General features: G+C 56.7%; 16 protein-coding genes. 3 read left to right on the forward strand and 13 right to left on the reverse strand.

The features are described from left to right. Nucleotides 1-151: 151 nt before the first annotated feature. The 6 genes from LCM21_RS10090 to LCM21_RS10115 all read right to left on the reverse strand — a co-directional run bounded on the left by LCM21_RS10090 (nt 152) and on the right by LCM21_RS10115 (nt 9,474). Complete coding sequence (locus tag LCM21_RS10090) at nt 152-1,588, reverse strand: Do family serine endopeptidase (RefSeq protein ID WP_224890481.1); 1,437 nt, start codon at nt 1,586-1,588, stop codon at nt 152-154. A 746-nt stretch (nt 1,589-2,334) separates the two neighbouring features. Further along, on the reverse strand, nt 2,335-2,940 hold the full coding sequence (locus LCM21_RS10095) for a nucleotidyltransferase family protein (protein ID WP_224890482.1): 606 nt from the start codon (nt 2,938-2,940) through the stop codon (nt 2,335-2,337). Nucleotides 2,941-2,971: 31 nt separating this feature from the next. Then, nucleotides 2,972-5,389: a GcvT family protein gene (locus LCM21_RS10100; protein WP_224890483.1), complete on the reverse strand. Its 2,418-nt coding sequence runs from the start codon at nt 5,387-5,389 to the stop codon at nt 2,972-2,974. A 234-nt stretch (nt 5,390-5,623) separates the two neighbouring features. Beyond that, nucleotides 5,624-6,931, reverse strand: coding sequence for an HlyC/CorC family transporter (locus LCM21_RS10105; RefSeq protein WP_068334896.1), 1,308 nt, complete (start codon nt 6,929-6,931; stop codon nt 5,624-5,626). A gap of 63 nt (nt 6,932-6,994) precedes the next feature. Further along, entirely contained in the window at nt 6,995-7,948 is a 954-nt protein-coding gene (locus LCM21_RS10110; protein ID WP_224890484.1) for a site-specific tyrosine recombinase XerD, read from the reverse strand. Between the two features lie 2 nt (nt 7,949-7,950). Next, nucleotides 7,951-9,474, reverse strand: coding sequence for a hypothetical protein (locus tag LCM21_RS10115; RefSeq protein ID WP_224890485.1), 1,524 nt, complete (start codon nt 9,472-9,474; stop codon nt 7,951-7,953). A gap of 218 nt (nt 9,475-9,692) precedes the next feature. Here LCM21_RS10115 and LCM21_RS10120 point away from each other — a divergent pair, with 218 nt between their 5' ends. After that, nucleotides 9,693-10,280: a shikimate kinase gene (locus LCM21_RS10120; RefSeq protein ID WP_224890486.1), complete on the forward strand. Its 588-nt coding sequence runs from the start codon at nt 9,693-9,695 to the stop codon at nt 10,278-10,280. Then, a complete protein-coding gene (gene aroB / locus LCM21_RS10125; RefSeq protein WP_224890487.1) occupies nt 10,280-11,392 on the forward strand; it encodes a 3-dehydroquinate synthase in 1,113 nt (370 codons plus the stop codon). Before LCM21_RS10120 ends, aroB begins: the two co-directional genes overlap by 1 nt. Here the strand turns inward: aroB and LCM21_RS10130 are convergent, their stop codons facing one another. Continuing rightward, complete coding sequence (locus LCM21_RS10130) at nt 11,393-12,463, reverse strand: site-2 protease family protein (protein ID WP_224890488.1); 1,071 nt, start codon at nt 12,461-12,463, stop codon at nt 11,393-11,395. A gap of 18 nt (nt 12,464-12,481) precedes the next feature. Continuing rightward, nucleotides 12,482-12,985 carry a single-stranded DNA-binding protein gene (ssb, locus tag LCM21_RS10135; RefSeq protein ID WP_224890489.1) on the reverse strand — a complete coding sequence of 168 codons (504 nt, stop codon included), beginning with the start codon at nt 12,983-12,985 and terminating at the stop codon, nt 12,482-12,484. A 206-nt stretch (nt 12,986-13,191) separates the two neighbouring features. Between ssb and LCM21_RS10140 the strand changes: the two genes are divergently transcribed. Further along, nucleotides 13,192-13,770 carry a lytic transglycosylase domain-containing protein gene (locus tag LCM21_RS10140; protein ID WP_068334917.1) on the forward strand — a complete coding sequence of 193 codons (579 nt, stop codon included), beginning with the start codon at nt 13,192-13,194 and terminating at the stop codon, nt 13,768-13,770. A 156-nt stretch (nt 13,771-13,926) separates the two neighbouring features. Here the strand turns inward: LCM21_RS10140 and LCM21_RS10145 are convergent, their stop codons facing one another. The 5 genes from LCM21_RS10145 to miaA form a co-directional block, all read right to left on the reverse strand. Further along, nucleotides 13,927-16,014 carry a dipeptide ABC transporter ATP-binding protein gene (locus tag LCM21_RS10145; RefSeq protein WP_224890491.1) on the reverse strand — a complete coding sequence of 696 codons (2,088 nt, stop codon included), beginning with the start codon at nt 16,012-16,014 and terminating at the stop codon, nt 13,927-13,929. Between the two features lie 92 nt (nt 16,015-16,106). Continuing rightward, nucleotides 16,107-17,570, reverse strand: a complete 1,464-nt coding sequence (locus LCM21_RS10150) for an ABC transporter permease (protein ID WP_224890492.1) — start codon at nt 17,568-17,570, stop codon at nt 16,107-16,109. A 13-nt stretch (nt 17,571-17,583) separates the two neighbouring features. Next, nucleotides 17,584-18,630 carry an ABC transporter permease gene (locus LCM21_RS10155; RefSeq protein ID WP_068335310.1) on the reverse strand — a complete coding sequence of 349 codons (1,047 nt, stop codon included), beginning with the start codon at nt 18,628-18,630 and terminating at the stop codon, nt 17,584-17,586. A gap of 135 nt (nt 18,631-18,765) precedes the next feature. Further along, nucleotides 18,766-20,436: an ABC transporter substrate-binding protein gene (locus tag LCM21_RS10160; RefSeq protein ID WP_224890493.1), complete on the reverse strand. Its 1,671-nt coding sequence runs from the start codon at nt 20,434-20,436 to the stop codon at nt 18,766-18,768. A 321-nt stretch (nt 20,437-20,757) separates the two neighbouring features. Further along, a complete protein-coding gene (miaA, locus tag LCM21_RS10165; protein ID WP_224890494.1) occupies nt 20,758-21,651 on the reverse strand; it encodes a tRNA (adenosine(37)-N6)-dimethylallyltransferase MiaA in 894 nt (297 codons plus the stop codon). Nucleotides 21,652-21,667: the final 16 nt, after the last annotated feature.

A 21,667-nucleotide genomic window follows, 5' to 3' on the forward strand; every position in this document is an offset into this window, starting at 1 on the left:
AAAATATCGGGTAAAGCACTTGGTTTTAGGGGCGTTACATGCCGGGTGCGTCGTTGCGCACCCGGCAGTCCCGGCAGTTTGCGGACAAATCAAACCACCGGGGAGGCGCCCGCCAATATCTCCCCGTCATGTGGCGCGCGCTTGTCTCAGATCAGGCGATTTTCACCGCGACGAAGATCTGGTTTCCGCCGCGATTGATCAGAACAAGTGCGGGATCGGTTTTTTCGCTGTCCAGCGCGGCTTTTAGCGCGTCCGGAGTTGCGGTTTCTTTGCCGCCCAGCTTAACGATCACATCGCCCCGCTGCAGACCGGCTTTGGCCGCCGGGCTGTCGGGTGTCAGGTCAGTGACAACCACACCGTCGACATTCTCACCCACACCCATTTCGGCACGATTGATGTCGGTCAGCGGAGCGACGGTGACACCCAGCGTGGTGCCAGAAATGCCTTCGTCCACAGGCGTGTCGATCTGGGCCGAGGCGCTTTGATGTTGGCCGATGGTCAGCTGAACCTGTTGTTCCTTACCATTGCGCAAAACAGTCAATACGCTCTCAGTGCCGACCTTAGTGGTACCAACAAGAAGCGGCAGATCGCTGCTGGAGTCGACCGGCTCATCGTTGAAAGTCAGAATGACATCGCCTTGTTGCAGCACGCCCTCGGCTGGGCTGCCGTCGACAACGTCCGATACCAGCGCACCGGTGTAGCTGTCGATGCCCAGTGCTGCTGCAAGGTCCGGGCTGACGTTCTGGATCGAGACACCCAACCAGCCACGGCTTACTTGGCCGTCATCGCGCAGGTCAGCAGCGATGTGCTCCACGATGTTTGACGTAACGGCAAAGCCAAGGCCCACCGACCCGCCTGTGGGCGAGTAGATGGCCGAGTTCACGCCGACCACTTCGCCGTCCATGTTGAACAGCGGCCCTCCTGAGTTGCCCTTGTTGATCGCAGCATCGGTCTGGATGAATTCAGCATATGGCCCGTCCGAGATGTTCCGCCCTTTGGCCGAAACGATTCCGGTAGTCACAGTCGCGTGGAGGCCGAACGGATTGCCGATTGCCACAACGTCCTCGCCGACGCGGATTACGTCGCTATCGCCCATCTCAACGGCTTGCAAGGCTTCGTCGGCGTCGATCTTCAGAACGGCAATATCGGTCAGCGGGTCGGTTCCGATGATCTCGGCTTGGTAGCTGCGGTCATCTGACAGGCGAACCGTCACAGACGCGGCGTTGTCTACAACATGGTGGTTGGTCACTATGTATCCGGCCTCATCCAGAACAAACCCCGACCCAAGACCCTGTGCCGGTCCGCGCTGCGGCGCGTTGAACCCTTCGGGCAGGCCAAAACGTTCAAAAAACTCTCCGAATGGGTGTTGATCGAAGTCGAACTGGCGCCCCTGAGCGGGAACCGGAGCTTCGCCTTGTTCGGCGATCACGGTAACAACCGACGGTGATACGGCCTCAACGAGATCAGCCACTGCTTCGTCGGCCAGAGAGGGCAGGGCGGTGGTCGCCAGCATGGCCGCGCCCAGTGTGCCGGCACCAACCCAACCGGCTGTCCCGGGCAAAAGTAGAGAGGATTTGCGAATGCTCATTTTTATCTCCTGTTTGTGCACGCGGTCGTGGCCGCGTGTTCAAGCAGGAGATGCGCCTTTAATCTGTGTGTTTTCTGTTTGAACTGTTAAAAATTCTTAATTTTGCCACAAACGTCTGTCCGCAGTTCGTGGTTTCAGGGGAGAAATCGGAGGATTTGTGCGAATCAACCCGGACGAATCGGTGGATTGTTGCCAGTTTAGGTGACAAAGAGCAAAAAGGGTTGAATTGAATGAAATTTGTTAACAAATCCGCCGCCCATAATTTCGGCTTAAAGACGATCATCTTTGAGTTGTAGTAATGCTCACGCGACGAAGATATGAGCGAAAACAAATCATACCAAAGACAGTAGATTGCCAAATAAGCATGTGCCTATTGGGTGGAATTAGATTCGAGCGACGGATGGCGGCTCACCTATAGGTAGATCGATGCCTTGGGGATGTTGCGGAAAAACCATTCTGAGACTGACAAAATCCACCGCTCCTTCCAATTTTACATTGTTTGATCCGGCCGGATCGGTGACGATGGATTTGCCCAAGCGAGGGGGAGCCGACGGCACTAGGGGGTGTCGAAGGCTTGTCACAGTCACTGGAAACGCTGAGCGGCATGTTAACGAGGGGGTCTTGTTTAGGTTCGGCGGCGGAACAGCCAAGGGTGTCTACTGACACGATTGGCCGCGTTTCCGGGATTGATGAAAAGTGGTAGTCCTGTTTTGGGTACCGGCCCGGTCGTTATCGACCGGGCCGCGTTACGTTTTGGGGCCACGTCTTGCGCGCCACCTTGCCCAGTCTTCAGGCGTGTCCAGATCAAGCAGAGCGTTTTGATCAGGCAGGGTTTGCAAATGCAGTTTGTCAGCCTGCGCGCGTACGATGGATTGCGCACCGTCATCCCCTGTTAACTCACCGAGTTGGTCAAAAAGGCGGCGGTCGAAAACCACAGGATGACCCGGTTTGCCGTCGGCTGTTGCCCCGCGCCATATCAGCTTTTCCCGGTGGGTCCTCACGGACGCAAGCACGGCGTTCAAATCATCGGTTGTAATCTCGGGCAAGTCCGCCAGCAACACCATGACCGCAGGAGCGTCAGGCGGTACTTGCGCCAATGCACCGCGCAGGCTGGCATTCATGCCTTCACTTGCATCCGCAATTTCAACTTTGCGTAGCGCCAGCCCGTCCAATACCTCATACCGGGGATGCGGAGCAGGGGGCAGGGCAACGATCACAGGTGCCGCGTCCCGCGCAATCATTGCTGTGCGTCGCAATAAGGGTTGGCCTTCGACGGTCTGCAGCAGCTTGTCCTGACCACCCATGCGGCTGGATTGGCCGGCTGCGAGCAGAATGATGGGTATATTAGCCATTAAACCACCATGCCGCCACAACCGGGCCGTGTCATCCCCGCATCCGCGCGCCGTCCGCATCAAAGAGAGGCTCCGAAATCACCCAAGCCTTACGCATTTGACCAAGGATCTCGATTTCAACCTCCAACCCGTCGGTTACCCGATCCACCGGCAGAAATCCAAGGGCAACAGATTTCTCAGCATAATGTGAATATCCGCCAGACGTGCAGAAGCCGACAACCACGCCATCCAGCCAGATCGGTTCGTACGCGTTGACATCGGCATCGTTGGCGTCGACCTCAAAGGCCACAAGTTTGCGTGTCGGACCCTGCGCTCGATCCTTTTCGGCTGCGGAACGACCTATGAAGTCAGCATTTTTCGTGAAGGAAATAAAACGGTCCAGACCCGTTTCGGCGGCAGTATAGTCGGGCGAGAATTCACGCATCCACGATCCGAAGAACTTATCCAGACGCAGGCTCATCATCGCGCGCATGCCGAAAGGCACCATGCCATGCGATTGGCCGGCTTGCCACAATGTCCACCAGAGCTGTCTTTGGGCCATCGGATCGCAGTAAATCTCATACCCCAGATCGCCTGTATAGCTGACACGTTGCACGATACAGTCCGTCATGCCGACCGTCATGCGCCGCACGTCCAGAAACCGCAGGTCCGAGATGTCATCTCGGGTGCAGGCCGACAGAACCGTTGCCGCGTTCGGGCCTGCGATCTGAAAACCGTTCAACCTGTCGCTGATATTTTCGACATGCACGCCCTCTTCCTGATGCTGCAGGAACCAACGCATGTGAAAGGCTTGGCTACCGTACGAGGCTGTCAGATGGAATTCACCTTCTTTCAGGCAGGAAACGGTGAAATCCCCGATCAGCTTGCCCTTTGCCGACAACATAGGGGTCAGTGATACACGGCCCGGTTTTGGAATGCGTCCAGCCATGATCCGGTCCAGCCAGTCGCGCGCCGAGTGTCCCGTGATGCGGTACTTGCCGAAATTGTGGACTTCGTTGATACCGACAGCCTTGCGAACTGCATGCACTTCGCGCCCTGTTGCGTCAAACGCGTCCGATCGGCGGAACGACGGCGTCTCATAGCTCGGCTCGTCGCCTTGAGCAAAATAATTGGGAACCTCCAACCCGTATTGCTGACCCCAGACCGCACCCAGATCGCTGAAGATGTCGTACATCGGGGTCGTGCGGTTGGGCCGTGCGGCGGGCAGTTCTTCGTTCGGGTAGGCGACGCTAAACCGCTTTTGATAGTTTTCGATCACCTTCGGGCGGGTGTAGCCGGGGCTGATCCACTCGCCGAACCTCGCGACGTCCATGGCAAAAACATCGCGTTCGGGCTCGCCTTCGATCATCCATTGCGCCAGAGTCAAACCAACACCGCCGCCTTGGCTGAAGCCAGCCATCACGCCGCAGGCCGACCAATAGTTCCGCACCCCTGGCACCGGCCCGACCAGGGGATTCCCGTCCGGCGCAAAGGTGAACGGCCCGTGGATCACCGACTTTACCCCGGTTTCGGCGAGGACCGGGAAGCGTTTGTACGCAAACTCGATACTGTCGGTGATCTTGTCATAGTCGTCCGGCAGCAGTTCATGCCCGAACTCCCACGGCGTTCCGTCCACCGCCCATGGCTTGCAGGGTTGCTCGTAAAAGCCGATGCAAAGACCGCGCCCTTCCTGCCGGAGATAGCTTTCGCCAGCCGGGTCCATCACATGCGGATGCTCACCGCCTGCGTCGATGATTGCTTCGATCTGAGGGATCGAATCCGTAACCAGATACTGATGCTCCATCGGGTGCAGCGGGAAGTAGATGCCGGCCATGGCTCCAACCTCGCGCGCCCAAAGGCCGCCTGCGTTTACCACGTGCTCCGCGTGAATGGTGCCTTTGTCCGTGACAACGTCCCACGTGCCATCGGGGCGCTGATTGGTTTCGCGAACCATGCAATGTGTTTCGATCGTGGCGCCGCCCATCCGAGCGGCCTTGGCATAGGCATGCGTTGTGCCTGATGGGTCAAGATGCCCGTCTAACGGATCGTAGAGTGCACCGATGATGCCGTCGGTATTGGTGATGGGCGCGATTTTCTTGATCTCTTCCGGCCCGACGATTTCGGTTTCCAATCCCATGAACCGATGCTTGGCGCGTTCAGCCAGCAGCATGTCGAACCGGTCTTGATTGTCGGCCAGCGTCACACCGCCCACGTGGTGCAGGCCACAGGACATGCCCGTGATTTCCTCAAGCTCTTTATACAACCGGATTGTATAGCCTTGCAGCGCCGCCATGTTCGTGTCGCCGTTCAAGGTATGAAACCCGCCTGCCGCATGCCAGGTCGAGCCGCTGGTCAACTCCGAACGCTCAAGCAGCATGACGTCTGACCAGCCAAGTTTGGTCAGATGGTACAGTACGGAACAGCCGACGACGCCGCCGCCAATTACCGCCACGCGGGTTTCGAGCTTCATGAATGCCTCCGTCAGTATTTCGGCCAGTCTGATCAGCACGGTCCTTGGCGCAACGCCGAATGCGACAGATCGTGTCGTTTCAGCAGTCTGTGCCGGGAAGAATGCAATACGGTTCGGTTTTTACCGACCCGTGCACTTGGAACTGCAGTCGAACTTGACCTTTCGCCGAACACTTGCCCTGCGCAACACGATAGTTTCCCCAAAAGAAGGCCAGTTTGTTTTCCAGAATTCGACCTAAAGCGGTCTGATTTTCAGTTCCGTCACCCGATTGCCATCCTTGGCGGTGACTTCGAACCGAAAGCCGTGGAACGAAAAGACCTGACCAATCACGGGGATCATCTGAGCCTCGTGAATGACGAGCCCTGCAAGCGTGTTCGCCTCATCATCTGGCAGGGACCAGTCCATCGCTCGGTTCACATCTCGAATGGTCATCGCGCCCTCGATGAGGAATTGTCCATCTTCGGTGCGGGTTACGGGGACGTCTTCCTCGATATCGAATTCATCGGCGATTTCACCAACGATTTCCTCAAGGATGTCTTCAAGCGTGATCAGACCCCGTAATGAGCCATATTCGTCCACGACCAGCGCAAAATGGCTGTGCATCCGAAGGAATTCCCGCATCTGGTCATCCAACGTCGTGGTTTCTGGAACGAAATAGGGGTCATTCGCCACTTTTGAGATGTCGAACTCCTTCAGCCTGTTGGCATCGCCCTGATTTCCCCCAGCCTGTGCATACATGGCGCGGAACAGATCCTTGGCGTGAACAACGCCAACGATGTTTTCAGGTTCATCGCGGAATACAGGCAGCCGGGTATGAGGGCTTTTAAGACATTGCTGCAAAATAGCCTCGGGCGCATCGTCCGCGTCGATCATTTCGATATTTGACCTGTGAAGCATGATCTCTTCCACTGCCCGGTCACCCAGGTCCAGCGCGCCGAGAATGCGGTCGCGGTCTTCTTTCTGAACCACGCCTTCGGAGTGGCCCAGTTGCAAAGCGCCTGCGATTTCCTCACGCACAGCAAGGATGTTGCTGTCAGGGTCGATCTGAACGCCGAACAGGCGCAGAACCCCGCGCACCAAAAGGCGCACCGCCGCCACAATGGGCGAAAAGACCGTAACAACGACGCTGATGATCGGAGCCACCGCAGAGGCTGCTTTTTCCGAGTTTGTAATCGCATAGGTCTTGGGCAGAACCTCGGCAAAGATCAGAACCAGCAGGGTCATCACCAGCGTTGCCAGGGCAACACCGCTTTCGCCGAAAAGCCGCGTAAACAGCGCAGTCGCCAGCGAGGCGGCGAGGATGTTTACCAGGTTATTGCCAAGCAGGACCGAACCGATCAGCCGCTCATTATCGTCGGTGATTTCAAGCGCCTTTTGCGCTCCGCGAGACCCCTTGTCGGCCTGCGCCCGCAGCTTACCGCGCGACGATGCGGTCAATGCCGTTTCAGAACCCGAGAAAAAGCCCGACAGGACGAGCAACAACAAAATGGCGCCTGTGGTTACCCAGAATGCGCCGTCGATCAAAGAAGAAGAGGGTTCCATCGGTCCTTGGTTGTTGGTTTTTCTGCAATGGTTATGGGGGCGCGACCCCTGCGGATCAAGGGGTTACCCCTTGTCTTCGGAGTCTTTCGCCAGGGGGTGATGCTCTAACACCAGTTCAGCCAGTCGCTCGTCCAGGACATGGGTATAGATTTCTGTCGTCGCCACATCGGCATGGCCCAGCAGGGTCTGGATCGACCGCAGATCTGCGCCATTGGCAAGCAGGTGTGTGGCAAAGGCATGGCGCAGCGTATGCGGAGTGACCTTGTCTGGCGAGACCCCGCCCTGAACCGCCAATTCCTTGACCAAAAGAAAAAACATATGACGCGTCAGGTGGCCGGATTTCCCGCGTGACGGGAACAGGAACTTAGACCGCTGACCACCGTCTGCGACCAGTTGATCTTCGTTTTCATCCCGCATCACTAGCCACGCCGCCAGCGCGTCGCGGGCAGGGGGGGAGAGGGGTACCATCCGTTCCTTGCCGCCCTTGCCAAGCACCAGCAGCATACGCGGATCGCCCCGTGCCGATGAAACGGGCAGTGAAACCAACTCGGTCACGCGCATACCGGTGGCATACAGTACCTCCATCAGGCAGGTGTTGCGCACTCGGTCGGCCTTGGTGCGTCCAGTCTGGCGGGCGGCTTGCAGCAGGCGGTCAACCTCGGACACGTCCAGCGTTTTGGGCAAACGCTTCTTGCGCCCTGGACCCTTGATTTGAATGGCGGGGTTGGTGTCTCGCCAGCCTTCTTCGAACGCAAATCGGTAAATCTGTTTGATGGCCGACAACCGCCGCGCACGGGTGGACTGCGCCAACCCTTGGGTGTCGCAATCGATCAGATAAGCCTCGATCAGGTCGCGTTCAGCGTTGGAAAACCCGGCCTTTCGCGCCCCTAGCCACGCCGCAAAATCCTTGAGATCGCGACCATAGGCCAACAATGTGTTGTTGGCTGCGCCCAACTCTGCCGCTTGTGCCTGCAGAAAGGTGGAAATCCACGAGTCGGATGTGGACGGGGACGCCATCGTCACGAAGCCTGCAAGATCAGAAGGTTCAAGGCCGCACGGCGGGCAGTATCCTCAAGCCCGACCCGGCGCAGTGTTGCGATGGCCGCGGTCAGATCGACCAGATTTCCCCGCGCGCCATGGGCGAACAGTTCCATCGTTTCCAGAATGGCCTCGCCTAACTGGTCGTTGTTCAGCATCGCCTCGATATCCGACGGGATTGGCGCGGCCCAGGCAAAGCCCTGCGCCACCGCATCAGCCAACGGTGACGGAGTGCGCGCGCGCCCAGGGTCGCCTTGCGCCAGAGCCGCGAGAAACTGACTTTCCTGCGACTGGTTTGGCGGTGAGAGGGCGGCCGCCTCATATAGGTCAGACAATAAGAGTATGCGCCACCGAAGGTTTTCGGCTTGGGGATCAGGCAGTGAAAACTGCGACAATCGGCCAGCAAACAACTCGGCAAAAGGAACTTCAAGCCCGACATCGCGCATTTGGTCCCAGACAGGCGGTAGCGTTTTGGCTATGGCTTCGGGTTTTCCGGATTCCAGCGCGCTTTCGAATTTCTGGATCGCGGCCACGCGATCCCAAACCGCGCCCGAGGCCGCAGGGTCACGCTCGGTATAGAGCCCTAGCAACTGGTTGGGTGTAAGTGCGCCGATCCGCGTCAAACGCTCCGCCGCTTCGATCTGTGCTTTCCACCCGGCAACGTCGCGCAGGTCTGCATTGGCGAATGCGCGGGGTAACGGGGCGGAAGGCAGACGCTCACCAATGGCTTCGAACAGCCGAAAACTCAGCGGATCGGGATTGTCCGGCTGCGGCAGATACTCGGCATCTTCAAACAATTCGGGGCTGAGAAACCTGTCCAGAACATCCAGATCTTCGGGCGGTAGAACCTGCAGCGCGTGGGCTGCCTCCAGCGTCAAAGCTGCAGAATTCCAATCACCGCGCCGCGCCTTGCAAAATATCTGAACCGCGTAGTCCTGCGACAGATGCGGCTGCGCGATCAAAGCCGTGCAGCTTCGGTCTTCATCCCCGGTCAACAGGGTGGCGTCAAACCAACGCTGGAACCGCTCGCGGCTGTTGGTCGGGCCAGCAAGTTGAACCAATGATTGCGCGGGATCGGCGGCGCCAAGCTGCATCAACCGGTCTAGCCGCGCCAGCAACAGCGTTTCCTCGGCATCCGGCCCGGTGGGTGCGCGCGCTTCGGACAACAACAGTGTGAAAAGCAATCGTTGCATGGCAGGGTTGTGATTCAGCGGTGCTTGGGCGATCAGCGATGCCAGACGGTCAGGGTCGCTGTTTTGCCACATATCCACGGGCAGTCCGGTTACAGATGACGACACCAGCCCAAGCGGTTGCGACAATGCCTCAAGCGGCGTGACCTCGACCCCTGGTTGCACACCTGTTTGCGTTACCGGAGGTTCAAGCAAAACGGTTTCCGGCAGGTTTTCTGGCGGATTGCTTAACCAGTCAATAACAGAAAGGGGTTCCTGCTGCGCTTGCGCCGATCCGGCCACAAACAGCGCCAGCAGTGCGGTTTTATTCCACATTCAGGATTACCGGTTCTCGGATTTCGCCTTCCGGGGCCGAAAAGTCCGCGCCGAAAAACGGCCCGAGATAGGCGTATGCCACCAGCCCGACAAAACACAGGCAAATCAGATATACTAAGAATTTGATTAGACGGCCCATTGCTCAACGCTGCCCCAATTTTCTCTTTTGCCATAGTTATAGCTAGCATTTTTCTTAAGATCACGTCATTCACGGTGAAATGAGCGAAATTAAGCATAACACCTCCGGTACGGAAGCTGGGGCGGGGTTTGTCCTGCACAAAACGGTGGTTCTTGTTGGCATGATGGGGGCGGGAAAGACAGCCGTGGGGCGCGCGCTTGCTGCCCGATTGGGCGTTCCGTTCCTTGACAGCGATGCCGAGATCGAATCGGCGGCGAACATGACGATCCCTGAGATATTCGAACGTGATGGAGAACCGTTCTTTCGCGGCAAGGAATCGCAGGTCATCGGGCGATTGCTGGATGAGGAAAAGGGCATTCTTTCGACGGGGGGTGGGGCTTTTCTGTCTGAACGGAATCGCACCATGATTTCCGAGCGCGGTGTTTCTGTCTGGCTGCGGGCCGATCTTGAGGTTCTGTGGAACCGGGTCAAACACAAAGACACGCGCCCCTTGTTGCGCACGGAGGATCCTTACGCGACCCTGCGCAACCTGTACGAACAGCGCGTCCCGATTTATGCGCAGGCCGACTTGATCGCAGAGTCGGATGGTGAGACCTCGATCGACAATATGGTGAACCGGGTGTTGGATGCGCTTGCAACACGCCCCGATGTTTTGGAACAGAAGTAATGCATCAAACCGTACACGTAGACTTGGGCGAACGTTCCTATGACGTTGAAATCGGCCCCAACCTTTTGGCGCAGACTGGCGCCCGGATCGCCCCGCTGCTGCATCGCCCAAAGGTGGCCGTTGTGACGGATCAGAACGTTGGCGCGCTGCACTTGGAGGCGCTGCGCGAAGGTCTGGCCTCGAGCGGGATTGAAATGACCTCTCTGACTTTGCCTGCAGGTGAGGGCACCAAAAGCTGGCCGCATTTCGAACGTACGGTCGAATGGCTGCTGGCCGAAAAAATCGAGCGCCGGGATGTCGTTATCGCCTTTGGAGGCGGAGTCATTGGCGACTTGGTTGGTTTCGCCGCAGCGGTCTTGCGGCGCGGTGTTCGGTTCGTGCAAATCCCGACCTCATTGCTGGCGCAGGTCGACAGTTCGGTCGGTGGCAAGACCGGGATCAACGCGCCGCAAGGCAAGAACCTTATTGGAGCTTTTCATCAGCCGACACTGGTTCTGGCAGATACCTCGGTGCTGGATGCGCTGACGCCGCGCGATTTCCTGTCAGGCTATGGTGAGGTTGTGAAATACGGCCTGCTGGGCGATGCCGATTTTTTTGAATGGCTCGAGGCCAATGGCCCATCCGTATCCGGCGGTGACATGGCCGCTCGGGTTCATGCGGTAACACGTTCGGTCCAGATGAAAGCCGATATCGTGGCGCGTGACGAAACCGAACAGGGCGAACGCGCATTGCTGAACCTTGGCCATACGTTCTGTCATGCGCTTGAGGCTGCGACCGGCTATTCCGACCGGCTGCTTCATGGCGAAGGTGTCGCCATCGGTTGCGCGTTGGCGTTCGAATTGTCCGCGCGCCTGGGCCTGTGTTCGCAGGAAGATCCCAGCCGTGTTCGAGCACATCTGCGGGCAATGGGGATGAAAACCGATCTGGCAGATATTCCAGGTCAGCTGCCAAGTGCCGAGGCCCTTGTTGACCTAATGGCGCAGGACAAAAAGGTTATTGACGGTCAGCTTCGGTTCATTCTGGCACGTGGCATTGGTAAGGCCTTTGTCACTGCGGACGTGCCGCGCGACGCAGTAATTTCTGTTTTGGAAGACGCGCTGGAGGCAGTCTGATCACCGGCTTCGGATGACCATCAACTCACCAATATTCTCACGGGTGATGTAGCCAACCATATTCCCGGCCTGCGTACAGACTGCGATGGCCGGGGCACCCTTGTATAAAGTGTCCAATACGGTTTCGAGCCCGCTGGTCAGTTGAACCCGTGGAATATCTGTCTCCATAATGGACGTCGCCGGTTCTGAGCGGGGCGTGTCCCCGGCCAATGCAGCAAACAGCCGATCCCGGGTCACAAAGCCCTGCAAAACTCCGCTGCCATCCAAAACAGGAAACTCGTGCTGAGTGGTGCTGATGACGGCCTGAGCAGCAGTCGCTAACGAGTCAGTTGGTGACAGGGCGCGGAACTCGGTGATCATTGCATCACGCGCCAGAACCCTGCGCGCCACGGACCGCATGGCGACATCCTGGCTTTCGGAATTGGCAGCGACAAAGACGAAAATCGCGATCAGCACCAAAATGGGATTGCCGGAGCTCAGCCCCAAAAACCCAAGCGCGACAGCCACGACCTGCCCACCCGAGGCGGCGATCCTCGTGGCTTTGACGCGATCCATTTTCAAGCAAAGAAGCGCCCGGAATACCCGCCCTCCATCCATCGGGAACGCGGGTATCATGTTAAACGCCGCCAACAGCAGGTTCACGTAAGCCAGACGGTTCAGCAAACTGGAATCGGTCGTGTCGATCTGCGCCATTGTTTCAAGCGGCATTCCCGCCCCAAGCGCGACCAGTACAAACCAAATGACGATATTTACGGCTGGTCCGGCGAGGGCAACCCAGACTTCTTGTATTGGCTGCTCCGGCATCCTTTCCAGCCGGGCCAACCCGCCAATCGGCAACAAGGTTATATCGGGGGTTTTGATCCCGAAACGCCGCGCCATAAGGGCGTGGCCGAATTCGTGTGCCACGACGCAGGCGAACAGCGCCAGAACGAATGCGACGTTTTCGATAGCTGCTGGCAGGCCTGCGCTGGAATAGGCCGCAAATCCGACCCACGCTAGAAGTAGAAAAAAGGTGACATGGACCCTTAGTTCCGACCCAAGAACGCGGCCGAGTGAAAAGGACCATGTCATGATATGTCTCCGATTTGGTTAGAACGGTATTTCGTCGTCGTCGATACCACCCGACGCGGGTGCAGGCGCGCTGGACTGCGAGCCATAGGGATCGCCGTAGCCACCGCCGGCCTGACCACCGCCATATCCACCTGACTGACCGCCGCCATATCCGCCGCCGCTACCTTCGCCGCGCGCATCCAACATTACCAAGGTAGAGCCAAAACCCTGCAATACGACCTCGGTCGTGTATCGATCCTGACCGGATTGATCCTGCCATTTGCGTGTCTGTAACTGGCCTTCAAGGTAAACCTTGGACCCTTTTCGAAGGTATTGTTCGGCCACACGTACAAGCCCCTCGTTGAAGATCGCAACCGAATGCCACTCAGTCCGTTCCCGACGCTCACCGGTATTGCGGTCCTTCCAGGTTTCGGACGTGGCGATACGCAAGTTGCATACCTTGCCGCCGTTCTGAAATGTACGAACCTCGGGATCGCGGCCAAGATTTCCGACCAGAATCACCTTGTTGACTGAACCCGCCATGTATTTCCCCGTTCTGAATTGACGTAAGTGCGCCCGAATCTGACGCTGTGTTCCCAAGCGACCCTATACGCCCTGACACTTGGGTGAAACACAGTTAGTGAATGCAACATCGGGCAAGAAATTACCCAATTTCGCTCACTAAGCTTTCATTTTTAATTGAAATATCTATACTCCACGAGGTTCCTGAACGAGCGAGATTTGCATTAATGCGTTTTCTGGTTGGGTGTTTTGTTGTTTTTTGCTTTGCTCTGGTGTCGGTTCCGGTGACAGCGCAGACTTTGTCGACCAAAAGCCGCAAGGACATTTTCCTAAAACAATCCAAGGTCTTGGATAGCCGTGCGGCGACTCAGTACAGGGATTCGGAACGGCTTAAGCCAAAGACGGCACAGCCGAGTTTTAGCAAACGTTACACCGGGAAGTATCGCGGCGAATACATGACCCTGGCCCGACAGGCGGCACGCAAACACAGCGTCCCGGAAGAGCTTTTCCTGCGTCTTGTACAACAGGAAAGCGGCTGGAACCCGAATGCAAGGTCACATAAAGGCGCCTTGGGATTGGCGCAGTTGATGCCCGGTACAGCGCAGCTTTTGGGCGTTAATCCGCATGATCCAAAGCAAAACCTGGAAGGCGGAGCGCGCTATTTGTCGTGGCAGTACCGTAAGTTCAAATCCTGGCGCCTTGCACTGGCAGCGTATAATGCCGGACCTCAGGCCGTTGAAGAACATGGTGGCATACCGCCTTACAAGGAAACCCAGAATTACGTGAAGGTGATCTGGGGCGGTTGATGGCGACCTGCCGTGCGTCGTGACGCCGAGTACTCTGACGCCGGACGCAGATTGCAAAACCTCTCAATCCCAGCAAACTGCCCGCTAATCACAGAGTTGCGTTGGAAAAAAAGGCACCGGCTCAGCGCCAGCGCCCAATTTGTAGAATGCTTGCGTCTATTCCGCTGCGATCTTGATGACTGGCTCCATCCGGGCAAGCACATCTTCGGCCAAATGACACTTTATCTGATGCCCATCGGCCAATGTTTTAACCGGTGGCACGTCCTTTTCGCACAAGCCGCCGGGGACCTCGGATTTCCAGCGACAGCGGGTTTGGAATGGGCAGCCCGGTGGCGGATTCATCGCCGATGGAATGTCGCCCTCAAGCACAATATGTTGCTTTTCGATAGACGTATCCGCAATGGGAACCGCACTGAGAAGCGCTTCGGTATAAGGATGATAGGGCGGGGAAAAGACCTGATCGGTCGAGCCCAGTTCTACAACGTGCCCCAGGTACATAACCATCACCCTGTCGCTGAGATAGCGGACAATAGAGAGGTCATGGCTAATGAACAGCAAAGTGGTCTTATGCTCGCGCTGAATCTCCATCAGCAGGTCTGTCACTGCCGCTTGGACTGACACGTCAAGGGCCGAGACCGGCTCATCCGCCACCACGATCCGCGCGTCTCCGGCAAAGGCGCGGGCGATTCCGACGCGCTGCTTTTGTCCACCAGACAGCTGCCGCGGCATGCGATCAGCAAATGCGCGAGGTAGTTTTACCAAGTCCAACAATTCCAACATCCGTTGCTTTCGCTCGGCTTCGGTATTTCCAACGCCGAAGATTTCAAGAGCACGGATGATCTGGCGCCCAACAGTCATCGACGGGTTCAGGGTATCAAAGGGGTTCTGAAACACCATCTGAACCTCACCCACCGTTTTGGCATCGCGTTCTTCGATTGGCACAGCCTCGATATTGCGATTGTCCAGCAGGATTTGCCCGTCCGTAGCCGTTTCCAGCCCCATCAGAACCTTGGCAAAGGTCGACTTTCCACAACCGGATTCACCCACAATGGCAAGTGTTTCAGATTCGTGTGCTTCGAAACTGAGCGTTTCGTTGGCCTTCACAACCTTGGTTTCACCACCGCCGAACAAGGCATTTGCAGCCACCTCATAGTATTTCTTGAGGTTGTCCATCTTCAGAACAGTGCGGCCAATTTCGGCCTTTTCCTTTTGCTCGGACACTGTGATCGGAGCGTTCCAGTCGATCTCTTTGAACTTCAGGCAGCGCGTGTGATGGCGGTCATTGCCTGGCACCGGCTCCATCAGAATGTTTTGGGCGTCGCAGCGGCCTTCTTCGAAATAGTCGCAGCGCGGGCCAAAGTTACATCCTGGCGGGCGTTCATGGGGCAGGGGAAAGTTACCAGGAATGGCCACCAGCGGACGGGCGTTCTTATCTGCCCCCGGCAGAGGGATCGAGCGGAACAGCGCCTGAGTATAGGGGTGCTGCATCTCGTCGAACACGTCCTTGATCGAGCCGCGTTCGACCGCCTCGCCGGAATACATCACGCAAAGCCGATCGCAGGTCTCTAGAACCAGTCCCAGATTGTGCGAAATAAACAGCATTGAGGTGCCGTATTTCTTACCCAAATCTTTAACCAGTTCGACCACAGCGGCCTCAACGGTCACGTCCAAAGCGGTTGTCGGCTCATCAAGGATCAGCAGCGACGGCTTGGACATCAGCGCCATCGCGATCACGATCCGTTGCTGCTGGCCGCCCGAAAGCTGATGCGGGAAGGAGTTCAGCATACGTTCAGGGTCGGGCAAGCGCACATCGGTGACAACCTCAAGCGCGCGGGCATAAGCCTCTTCTGCGCCGACGCCTTCGTGGATCATCGGCACTTCCATCAGTTGCTTGCCAATCTTCATCGCAGGGTTCAGCGAGGCCATCGGTTCCTGATAGATCATCGCGATCTCGTTGCCGCGAATATCGCGCAACTCGTCCGAGGTCATCTCGGACAGATCGCGACCCTTGAACTTGATGGTTCCACCGACGATCCGACCGTTTTTGCCAAGGTCTTGCATGACACCCAGCGCCACTGTGGATTTGCCACAGCCAGATTCTCCGACCAGACCCACGGCTTCGCCTGGTTGTACGCTGACCGAAAAATCCATTACGGCCGGTATTTCCCGCAGGCGAGTAAAGAAGGAAATCGACAGCTTGTCGATTTCAAGGATCGGGCCGTCATATTCCGCCAGTTTGTTCATCTGTGTTTCTCCTCACCAGACAGTGGGAATCCCCTTCATCTGGCTAAAAATATCCCGGGGGTCCGGGGGCAGAGCCCCCGGCCTCTATCACATCAGTCCTTCAAACTTTCCTCGCGCAACCCGTCGGCCAGCAGGTTCAAACCCAGAACCAGCGACAACAGCGCAAACGCAGGGGGAAGGGCCGGGTGGAGATAGATCGAAAGCAGCTTGCGCCCCTCATTGATCGTTGAACCCCAATCCGGGCTTTCCGGTGGCAAGCCCAGCCCGAAGAAACCCAAGGTTCCCAGAAGGATGGTGGTGTAACCAATCCGCAGGCAGAAATCGACGATCAGCGGACCGCGTGCATTTGGCAGGATTTCCCATAGCATGATGTACCATGGCCCTTCACCGCGGGTCTGTGCGGCCGCCACGTAGTCACGTGTTTTGATATCCAGCGCCAACCCCCGCACGATGCGAAACACCGTAGGTGAGTTCACAAATACGACTGAGACAAAAACAACAAGGATACCACCAGGGATGTCAAAGAGATCCAGATAGGTTGGCAGGCCCCAGATTCGATAGCTGCCGGTGTTGATGACGAAACCACTTGTCGAGATCAGCGACAGGTAAAGCCAGATCGCTACACCTAGCACCCCGATCAAGAGCGGTGTGCGGAACTTAGGCCGCGTGTAGTAACGCGAGTTCAGCAACACACCGATGAACAAGATCGGGAACAGGAACAAAACGGCGGCCATATAGTTTGGAACACCTGTTGCAACGATCTCTGGAGTTACCAGCAGATAGAATAGCAAGATCACCGGGAAAGCCAGGATCAGGTTCGCCAGAAACGACAGGAACGTGTCCAAACGGCCCCCGTAGTACCCGGCGGGCAACCCCAATGTAATGCCGACCATAAAGGCAAATAATGTGGCCAGCGGCGCGATCTGCACCACGATCCACGCCCCCTTGACCATCCGGCTGAATACATCCCGCGCTAGGTTATCGCCGCCCAGCAGATACCAGGCGTATTCGCCCTCTTCCGTGGTTGGCAAGGGCGTTCCGGGGACCTTGTTTTTCATCCCCGAAAGCTGCACCAACGGGTCATGTGTAACGATCAGGTCCAGCGCACCAAAAATGCCGGTGAACACCCAGAACATCACAAGACCAAAGCCGATCATGCCAATGGGGCTATCGAACAATTTGCCGTAAAGGCCCAGACGCCGTTTAAAGGCAATTGACATGGCATACAGGATAATCAGCGACAGCCAGACAGGCAGAAACTGCTGTGATACTGCGCCCACGATCCCTGCACTGGTGCCCATCACAATGCCAAGCACGATGTAAGCCAAAGCTAGCGCAACACAGGCGATAAAGCTAAAACGCAATGCGTTTTGCGTTAGTCCGCGCAGGCCAGAACCCGAGCTGACCGTGCCATCCATGTTAATGCTCAACGGCGCTTCTGGCAAAAAGATACTCCCTACGATCCAGATCACGATGGACAACAGAAGCGCCGCGATTGCGATCATCAGCAGTGGGTTCAGGAAGGCGATAGAGCCGGTCCAGGTTAGCGGTTCCATGATCTATCCCTCCTTACGAAATGCGAATGCGCGGGTTGAGGTACACATAGCCGATATCCGAGATCAGCTGCGTGACCAGCACAACAAAGACCGAAACAACCGAAATTGCCAGCAGCAACTGTATGTCGTTGTTGCCTGCCGCCTGAACCAGCGCCCAGCCAAAACCTTTGTAGTTGAACAGGGTTTCAACAATCACGACACCGTTCAGCAGCCATGGGAACTGCAGCATGATGACGGTGAAAGGCGCAATCAGTGCATTGCGCAGCGCATGTTTCATAACGATGTTCGGAAAAGACACGCCTTTGAGCCGTGCGGTGCGAATATATTGCGCAGTCATCACCTCGGTCATGGACGCGCGTGTCATTCGGGCGATATAGCCCATGCCGTAAAGGGCAATGGTCAGCACCGGCAGAAAGAAATTCTCAAAGGTTGGATTGTCCATTGCCTGCGTCGCAGTGCCTTTGAACCATTTCAGGCCCACGGTGGACGAAGTGAAGATCGCGATGAAGATCACGCCCGATACATATTCCGGCGTCGCCGTGGTTATAATCGAGAATGTAGACAAAGACCTGTCCAGCGCCGAACCTTCGCGCATCCCTGCCAACACGCCAACGATAAGGGCAGACGGCACCATCAAGACAAGGACCCAGAACATCAGATATCCGGTATTTCCAAGTCGTTTTCCGACGATTGTTCCAACCTCATCCTTGAAAACGGTGGAGTACCCCCAGTTGCCTTGCAGAACACCGCAGTACCTGGGCGTGTTTTCCTCGGTCGATCCGGGTCGTGTACAGGTCCCTACAAAAGTGCCGTCGTCCAGCGTCTTTGTGAACCCCGGAACCACGCCCAACCACTGACCGTATTTGACTAGTGTTGGTTGCAAGTAGCCCCGATTTCCCAACCAGGCTTCGACCTGTTCGTCGGACATCCGCTGGTTCCCTTGGGTTTTTGCCAGCTTTTCAAGGTTCGGATAGAGGTTGGTCAAAAAGAAGACCACGAAAGTCAGGCACAATGCTGTCAGCAGCATGACGCCGAACCGTCGGAGGATAAATAGTCCCATGTTGGCCCCTGTTGTTCGGGTGCTCCGCAGATCATTGGACCATTGCATGGCCTCGGACATCCGATCCCGTGTCGGCTTGTCTGCGGCTGGAAAGGGGCGCCCAAGTCAGGCGCCCCGTCGATTGATTGGCAGATTTTAGGCTGCCCAACCCCACTTGTAGTGGTGGTGTTCGAACGACACATGCATGTCGGTGCCCACAAGACCGTCTTTCATGTGACGGTAAAGCGAACGCCAATACGGCTGTACCGTTACGCCTTCTTCCTGGATCATCGCTTCGCCCTTGGCGACAATCTCGCGACGCTTGTCGGCATCGGCGATAGCCAGTGCTTCGGTTAGCAATGCGTCGAAATCTGCGTTTGCCCAGCCGAATTCGTTCCAAGCTTCACCCGAACGATAGGCCAGCGCCCAGATCTGCACGCCCAGTGGTCGATGGTTCCAGTTGGTAGAGCTGTAGGGATATTTCGCCCAGTCATTCCAGAAGGTGTTCCCTGGCAGAACCGTGCGCTTCACGTTAATGCCCGCGTCGCGCAGCTGGGCGGCGACGGCATCGGTGGTGTTGCGGCGCCAATCATCGTCGATCGAGATCAGTTCGTGCTCGAAATCGGCCATACCGGCTTCTTCCATAAGCTTACGCGCCCCTTCCGGGTCCACTTTCTGCGGGGGAAGTTCGAAGTAATCCGGGTGGATCGGACCGACGTGGTGGTTTTCTGCAGGCGCGCCGCGGCCACCATAGCCAAGTTCCAGGCAAACCGCATTATCGACTGCCATTTGAAGAGCCTGACGCACACGCTTATCTGCATAAGGCTGCTTACCGTCGATTTCCGCCAACTGGTTCGGGCGGATCACGATCGTATTCATCGTGACAACTTCGGATTTGACATAGCCCAAGCCGTCCATCACGTCGATGAATTCGCCCACAGACTCGTACAGCATGTCCACTTCGTCAGACTCAAGCGCGGCCAGCCATGCAGACGGGTCGGTGCCGTAGTCGATATATTCGATTGAATCCAGCGCGGGACGGCCAAATACTTCTTCGCCCCACCACGTGTGGTCTTCGTTGCGAACCAGAACGGCTTTTACCCCAACCTCGAGTTCGCTCATCAGATACGGCCCGGTGCCCACATTGTTCATCAGATCGGTTTCGCTGAACGAGCTGTGGACGATCGCGGCTGGATAGTCGGCCATGCCAGCGATAAGAGAAATATCCGAGGCTGGCAGGTTCAGCTTGACCGTAGTTGCGTCGACAACTTCGATTGCGCCTTCAATGGCCTGACCGCTATCAGCATCGATCAAGGTGGCGAAACGACCCGCCATCGAGTTTGTCTCGGAACTCTTGTCGCACCAGCGAGCGATGTTGCGGGCTACATCGTCGGCAGTGAAGTCATCGCCGTTGTTCCACTTGACGCCCGGACGCACTTTCAATGTGTATTCGGTCGCGTCGTCGTTGACTTCCCAGCCTTCCAGCAGCATGCCGCGGAACGTACCGTCCGAGTTATACTCGACAAGATACTCCAGCGTGCCGCGTGATACGTTGGCAATCTGCGACCAGTCGTAAGTGCGCGGGTCTTTTAGCGCACGAACTTCCATCTGCACGCGCAGGGTGCCGCCTTCTTGTTTGGCGTCCTCGCCTTCGGCATGCGCAGGCGCAGCCATGCCGATCATTCCATATGCCGCCGCAGCCGTAACACCCAGACCGGTGGCCCGGGTTAGAAACTCACGCCGGCTTAGTTTGCCATCCCGATATTCCTGAGCATGCATTTCTGCTGCCCAGTGAACCGGTGCTCCGGTGAAGGTTTGTTTTTGCATTAAGGTCTCTCCCTGTGACACGTATTTTTATTGAAGAAGTTCGGAACCAATCAGACCGGAGCGCACCGGTTAGCGGGTTCCTGGAATTCTTTTTGGATACTCAACATCCCCATACGACTATTGCGCCCTAGATTTCTGATAAGGTCAACGTTCGAATTCGTCATTCAAGACACAAAAACGACATGATCAAGAGTGTTTAGGCCACCTTTTCGCTTATTTCGTCAGATTCCTACTTTGTACACTGTCGTAAACCGACAGTATTGGTCCGATTGAGAATCGATGCAAGGAGGATGCAGAAAAAAATATTAACATCACAGCGTATCATTTTGAGAAATATAACTGATTCCAATTTCGCATTCGTGACCGGAACCATGTGCGTTGCCGTTTGGCGAATTGGCGGGTGGCGATTGTCGCCCGCTCTCGGGCGGCCTCAAGTGTCACATCACCGTTTAAATGCGCCATCAACTCGGGGACGCCGATGGCTTTGAATACGGGCATTGAAGGATCATAGAGGTCACGCATCGCCGCGACCTCTTGCAAGGCACCATTGTCAATCATCTGGTCAAATCGTCGTGCTATGCGATCAAGAAGCCAGTGTTTATCAACGTCAAAGAGAATTGGCACCGTATCTGCGAGATTAAGAACCGGGGGCGGCGTTTCGGATTGCCAGTCGCTCAGGCTTCGTCCGGTGGCGTGCTGCACCTCCCACGCGCGCTGTACGCGGGCGCGGTTCTGTGTATCGATCCGGTTCAGCGTGTGTGTATCAACCCCGGAGAGTAACTCACTCAGTTTAAGTTGGTCAGCTTCGGCCCGGATTTCGGACGGGGTGGGCGGGATGTCAGCCATGCCTTCGGTCAGTGCCGAGAAATACAGCCCAGTGCCGCCAACGATGATGGGACGTCGATCTCCTTTCAGGACAGTCTGCACTTCGCGAAGCCAGTGGCCGGTCGAGTAGGTCTGGTCATAAGCGACGTGACCATAAAGAAGATGCGGGGCGCGGGCCTCTTCTTCAGCCGATGGCCGGGCTGAGATCACCCGCCAGCTGTTATAAACCTGGCTCGCATCCGCATTTACGATTACCCCTCCAAGCGCCTCGGCAATCTGCAAGGCCAGCGCCGACTTGCCCGAGGCTGTCGGCCCTGCGATCAACACAGGTTTTTCGTCGGGAATAGGTGGAAGTCGGTCCCAAATCTGCGATCTGTCGTCATTGATCATCCGGGCCGCCCTTTAT

This window comes from Ruegeria profundi, assembly GCF_020171505.1.
Classification (GTDB): domain Bacteria; phylum Pseudomonadota; class Alphaproteobacteria; order Rhodobacterales; family Rhodobacteraceae; genus Ruegeria; species Ruegeria profundi.

Bases quoted from the DNA above. Each gene is read 5' to 3' on its own strand.
- LCM21_RS10150 (WP_224890492.1), bottom strand. From the start codon at position 17,570: ATGGAACCGCTAACCTGGACCGGCTCTATCGCCTTCCTGAACCCACTG.
- LCM21_RS10160 (WP_224890493.1), bottom strand. From the start codon at position 20,436: ATGCAAAAACAAACCTTCACCGGAGCACCGGTTCACTGGGCAGCAGAA.
- ssb (WP_224890489.1), bottom strand. From the start codon at position 12,985: ATGGCGGGTTCAGTCAACAAGGTGATTCTGGTCGGAAATCTTGGCCGC.
- LCM21_RS10130 (WP_224890488.1), bottom strand. From the start codon at position 12,463: ATGACATGGTCCTTTTCACTCGGCCGCGTTCTTGGGTCGGAACTAAGG.
- LCM21_RS10155 (WP_068335310.1), bottom strand. From the start codon at position 18,630: ATGGGACTATTTATCCTCCGACGGTTCGGCGTCATGCTGCTGACAGCA.
- LCM21_RS10100 (WP_224890483.1), bottom strand. From the start codon at position 5,389: ATGAAGCTCGAAACCCGCGTGGCGGTAATTGGCGGCGGCGTCGTCGGC.
- LCM21_RS10120 (WP_224890486.1), top strand. From the start codon at position 9,693: ATGAGCGAAATTAAGCATAACACCTCCGGTACGGAAGCTGGGGCGGGG.
- miaA (WP_224890494.1), bottom strand. From the start codon at position 21,651: ATGATCAATGACGACAGATCGCAGATTTGGGACCGACTTCCACCTATT.
- LCM21_RS10095 (WP_224890482.1), bottom strand. From the start codon at position 2,940: ATGGCTAATATACCCATCATTCTGCTCGCAGCCGGCCAATCCAGCCGC.
- LCM21_RS10105 (WP_068334896.1), bottom strand. From the start codon at position 6,931: ATGGAACCCTCTTCTTCTTTGATCGACGGCGCATTCTGGGTAACCACA.
- LCM21_RS10140 (WP_068334917.1), top strand. From the start codon at position 13,192: ATGCGTTTTCTGGTTGGGTGTTTTGTTGTTTTTTGCTTTGCTCTGGTG.
- LCM21_RS10090 (WP_224890481.1), bottom strand. From the start codon at position 1,588: ATGAGCATTCGCAAATCCTCTCTACTTTTGCCCGGGACAGCCGGTTGG.
- LCM21_RS10145 (WP_224890491.1), bottom strand. From the start codon at position 16,014: ATGAACAAACTGGCGGAATATGACGGCCCGATCCTTGAAATCGACAAG.
- aroB (WP_224890487.1), top strand. From the start codon at position 10,280: ATGCATCAAACCGTACACGTAGACTTGGGCGAACGTTCCTATGACGTT.
- LCM21_RS10110 (WP_224890484.1), bottom strand. From the start codon at position 7,948: ATGGCGTCCCCGTCCACATCCGACTCGTGGATTTCCACCTTTCTGCAG.
- LCM21_RS10115 (WP_224890485.1), bottom strand. From the start codon at position 9,474: ATGTGGAATAAAACCGCACTGCTGGCGCTGTTTGTGGCCGGATCGGCG.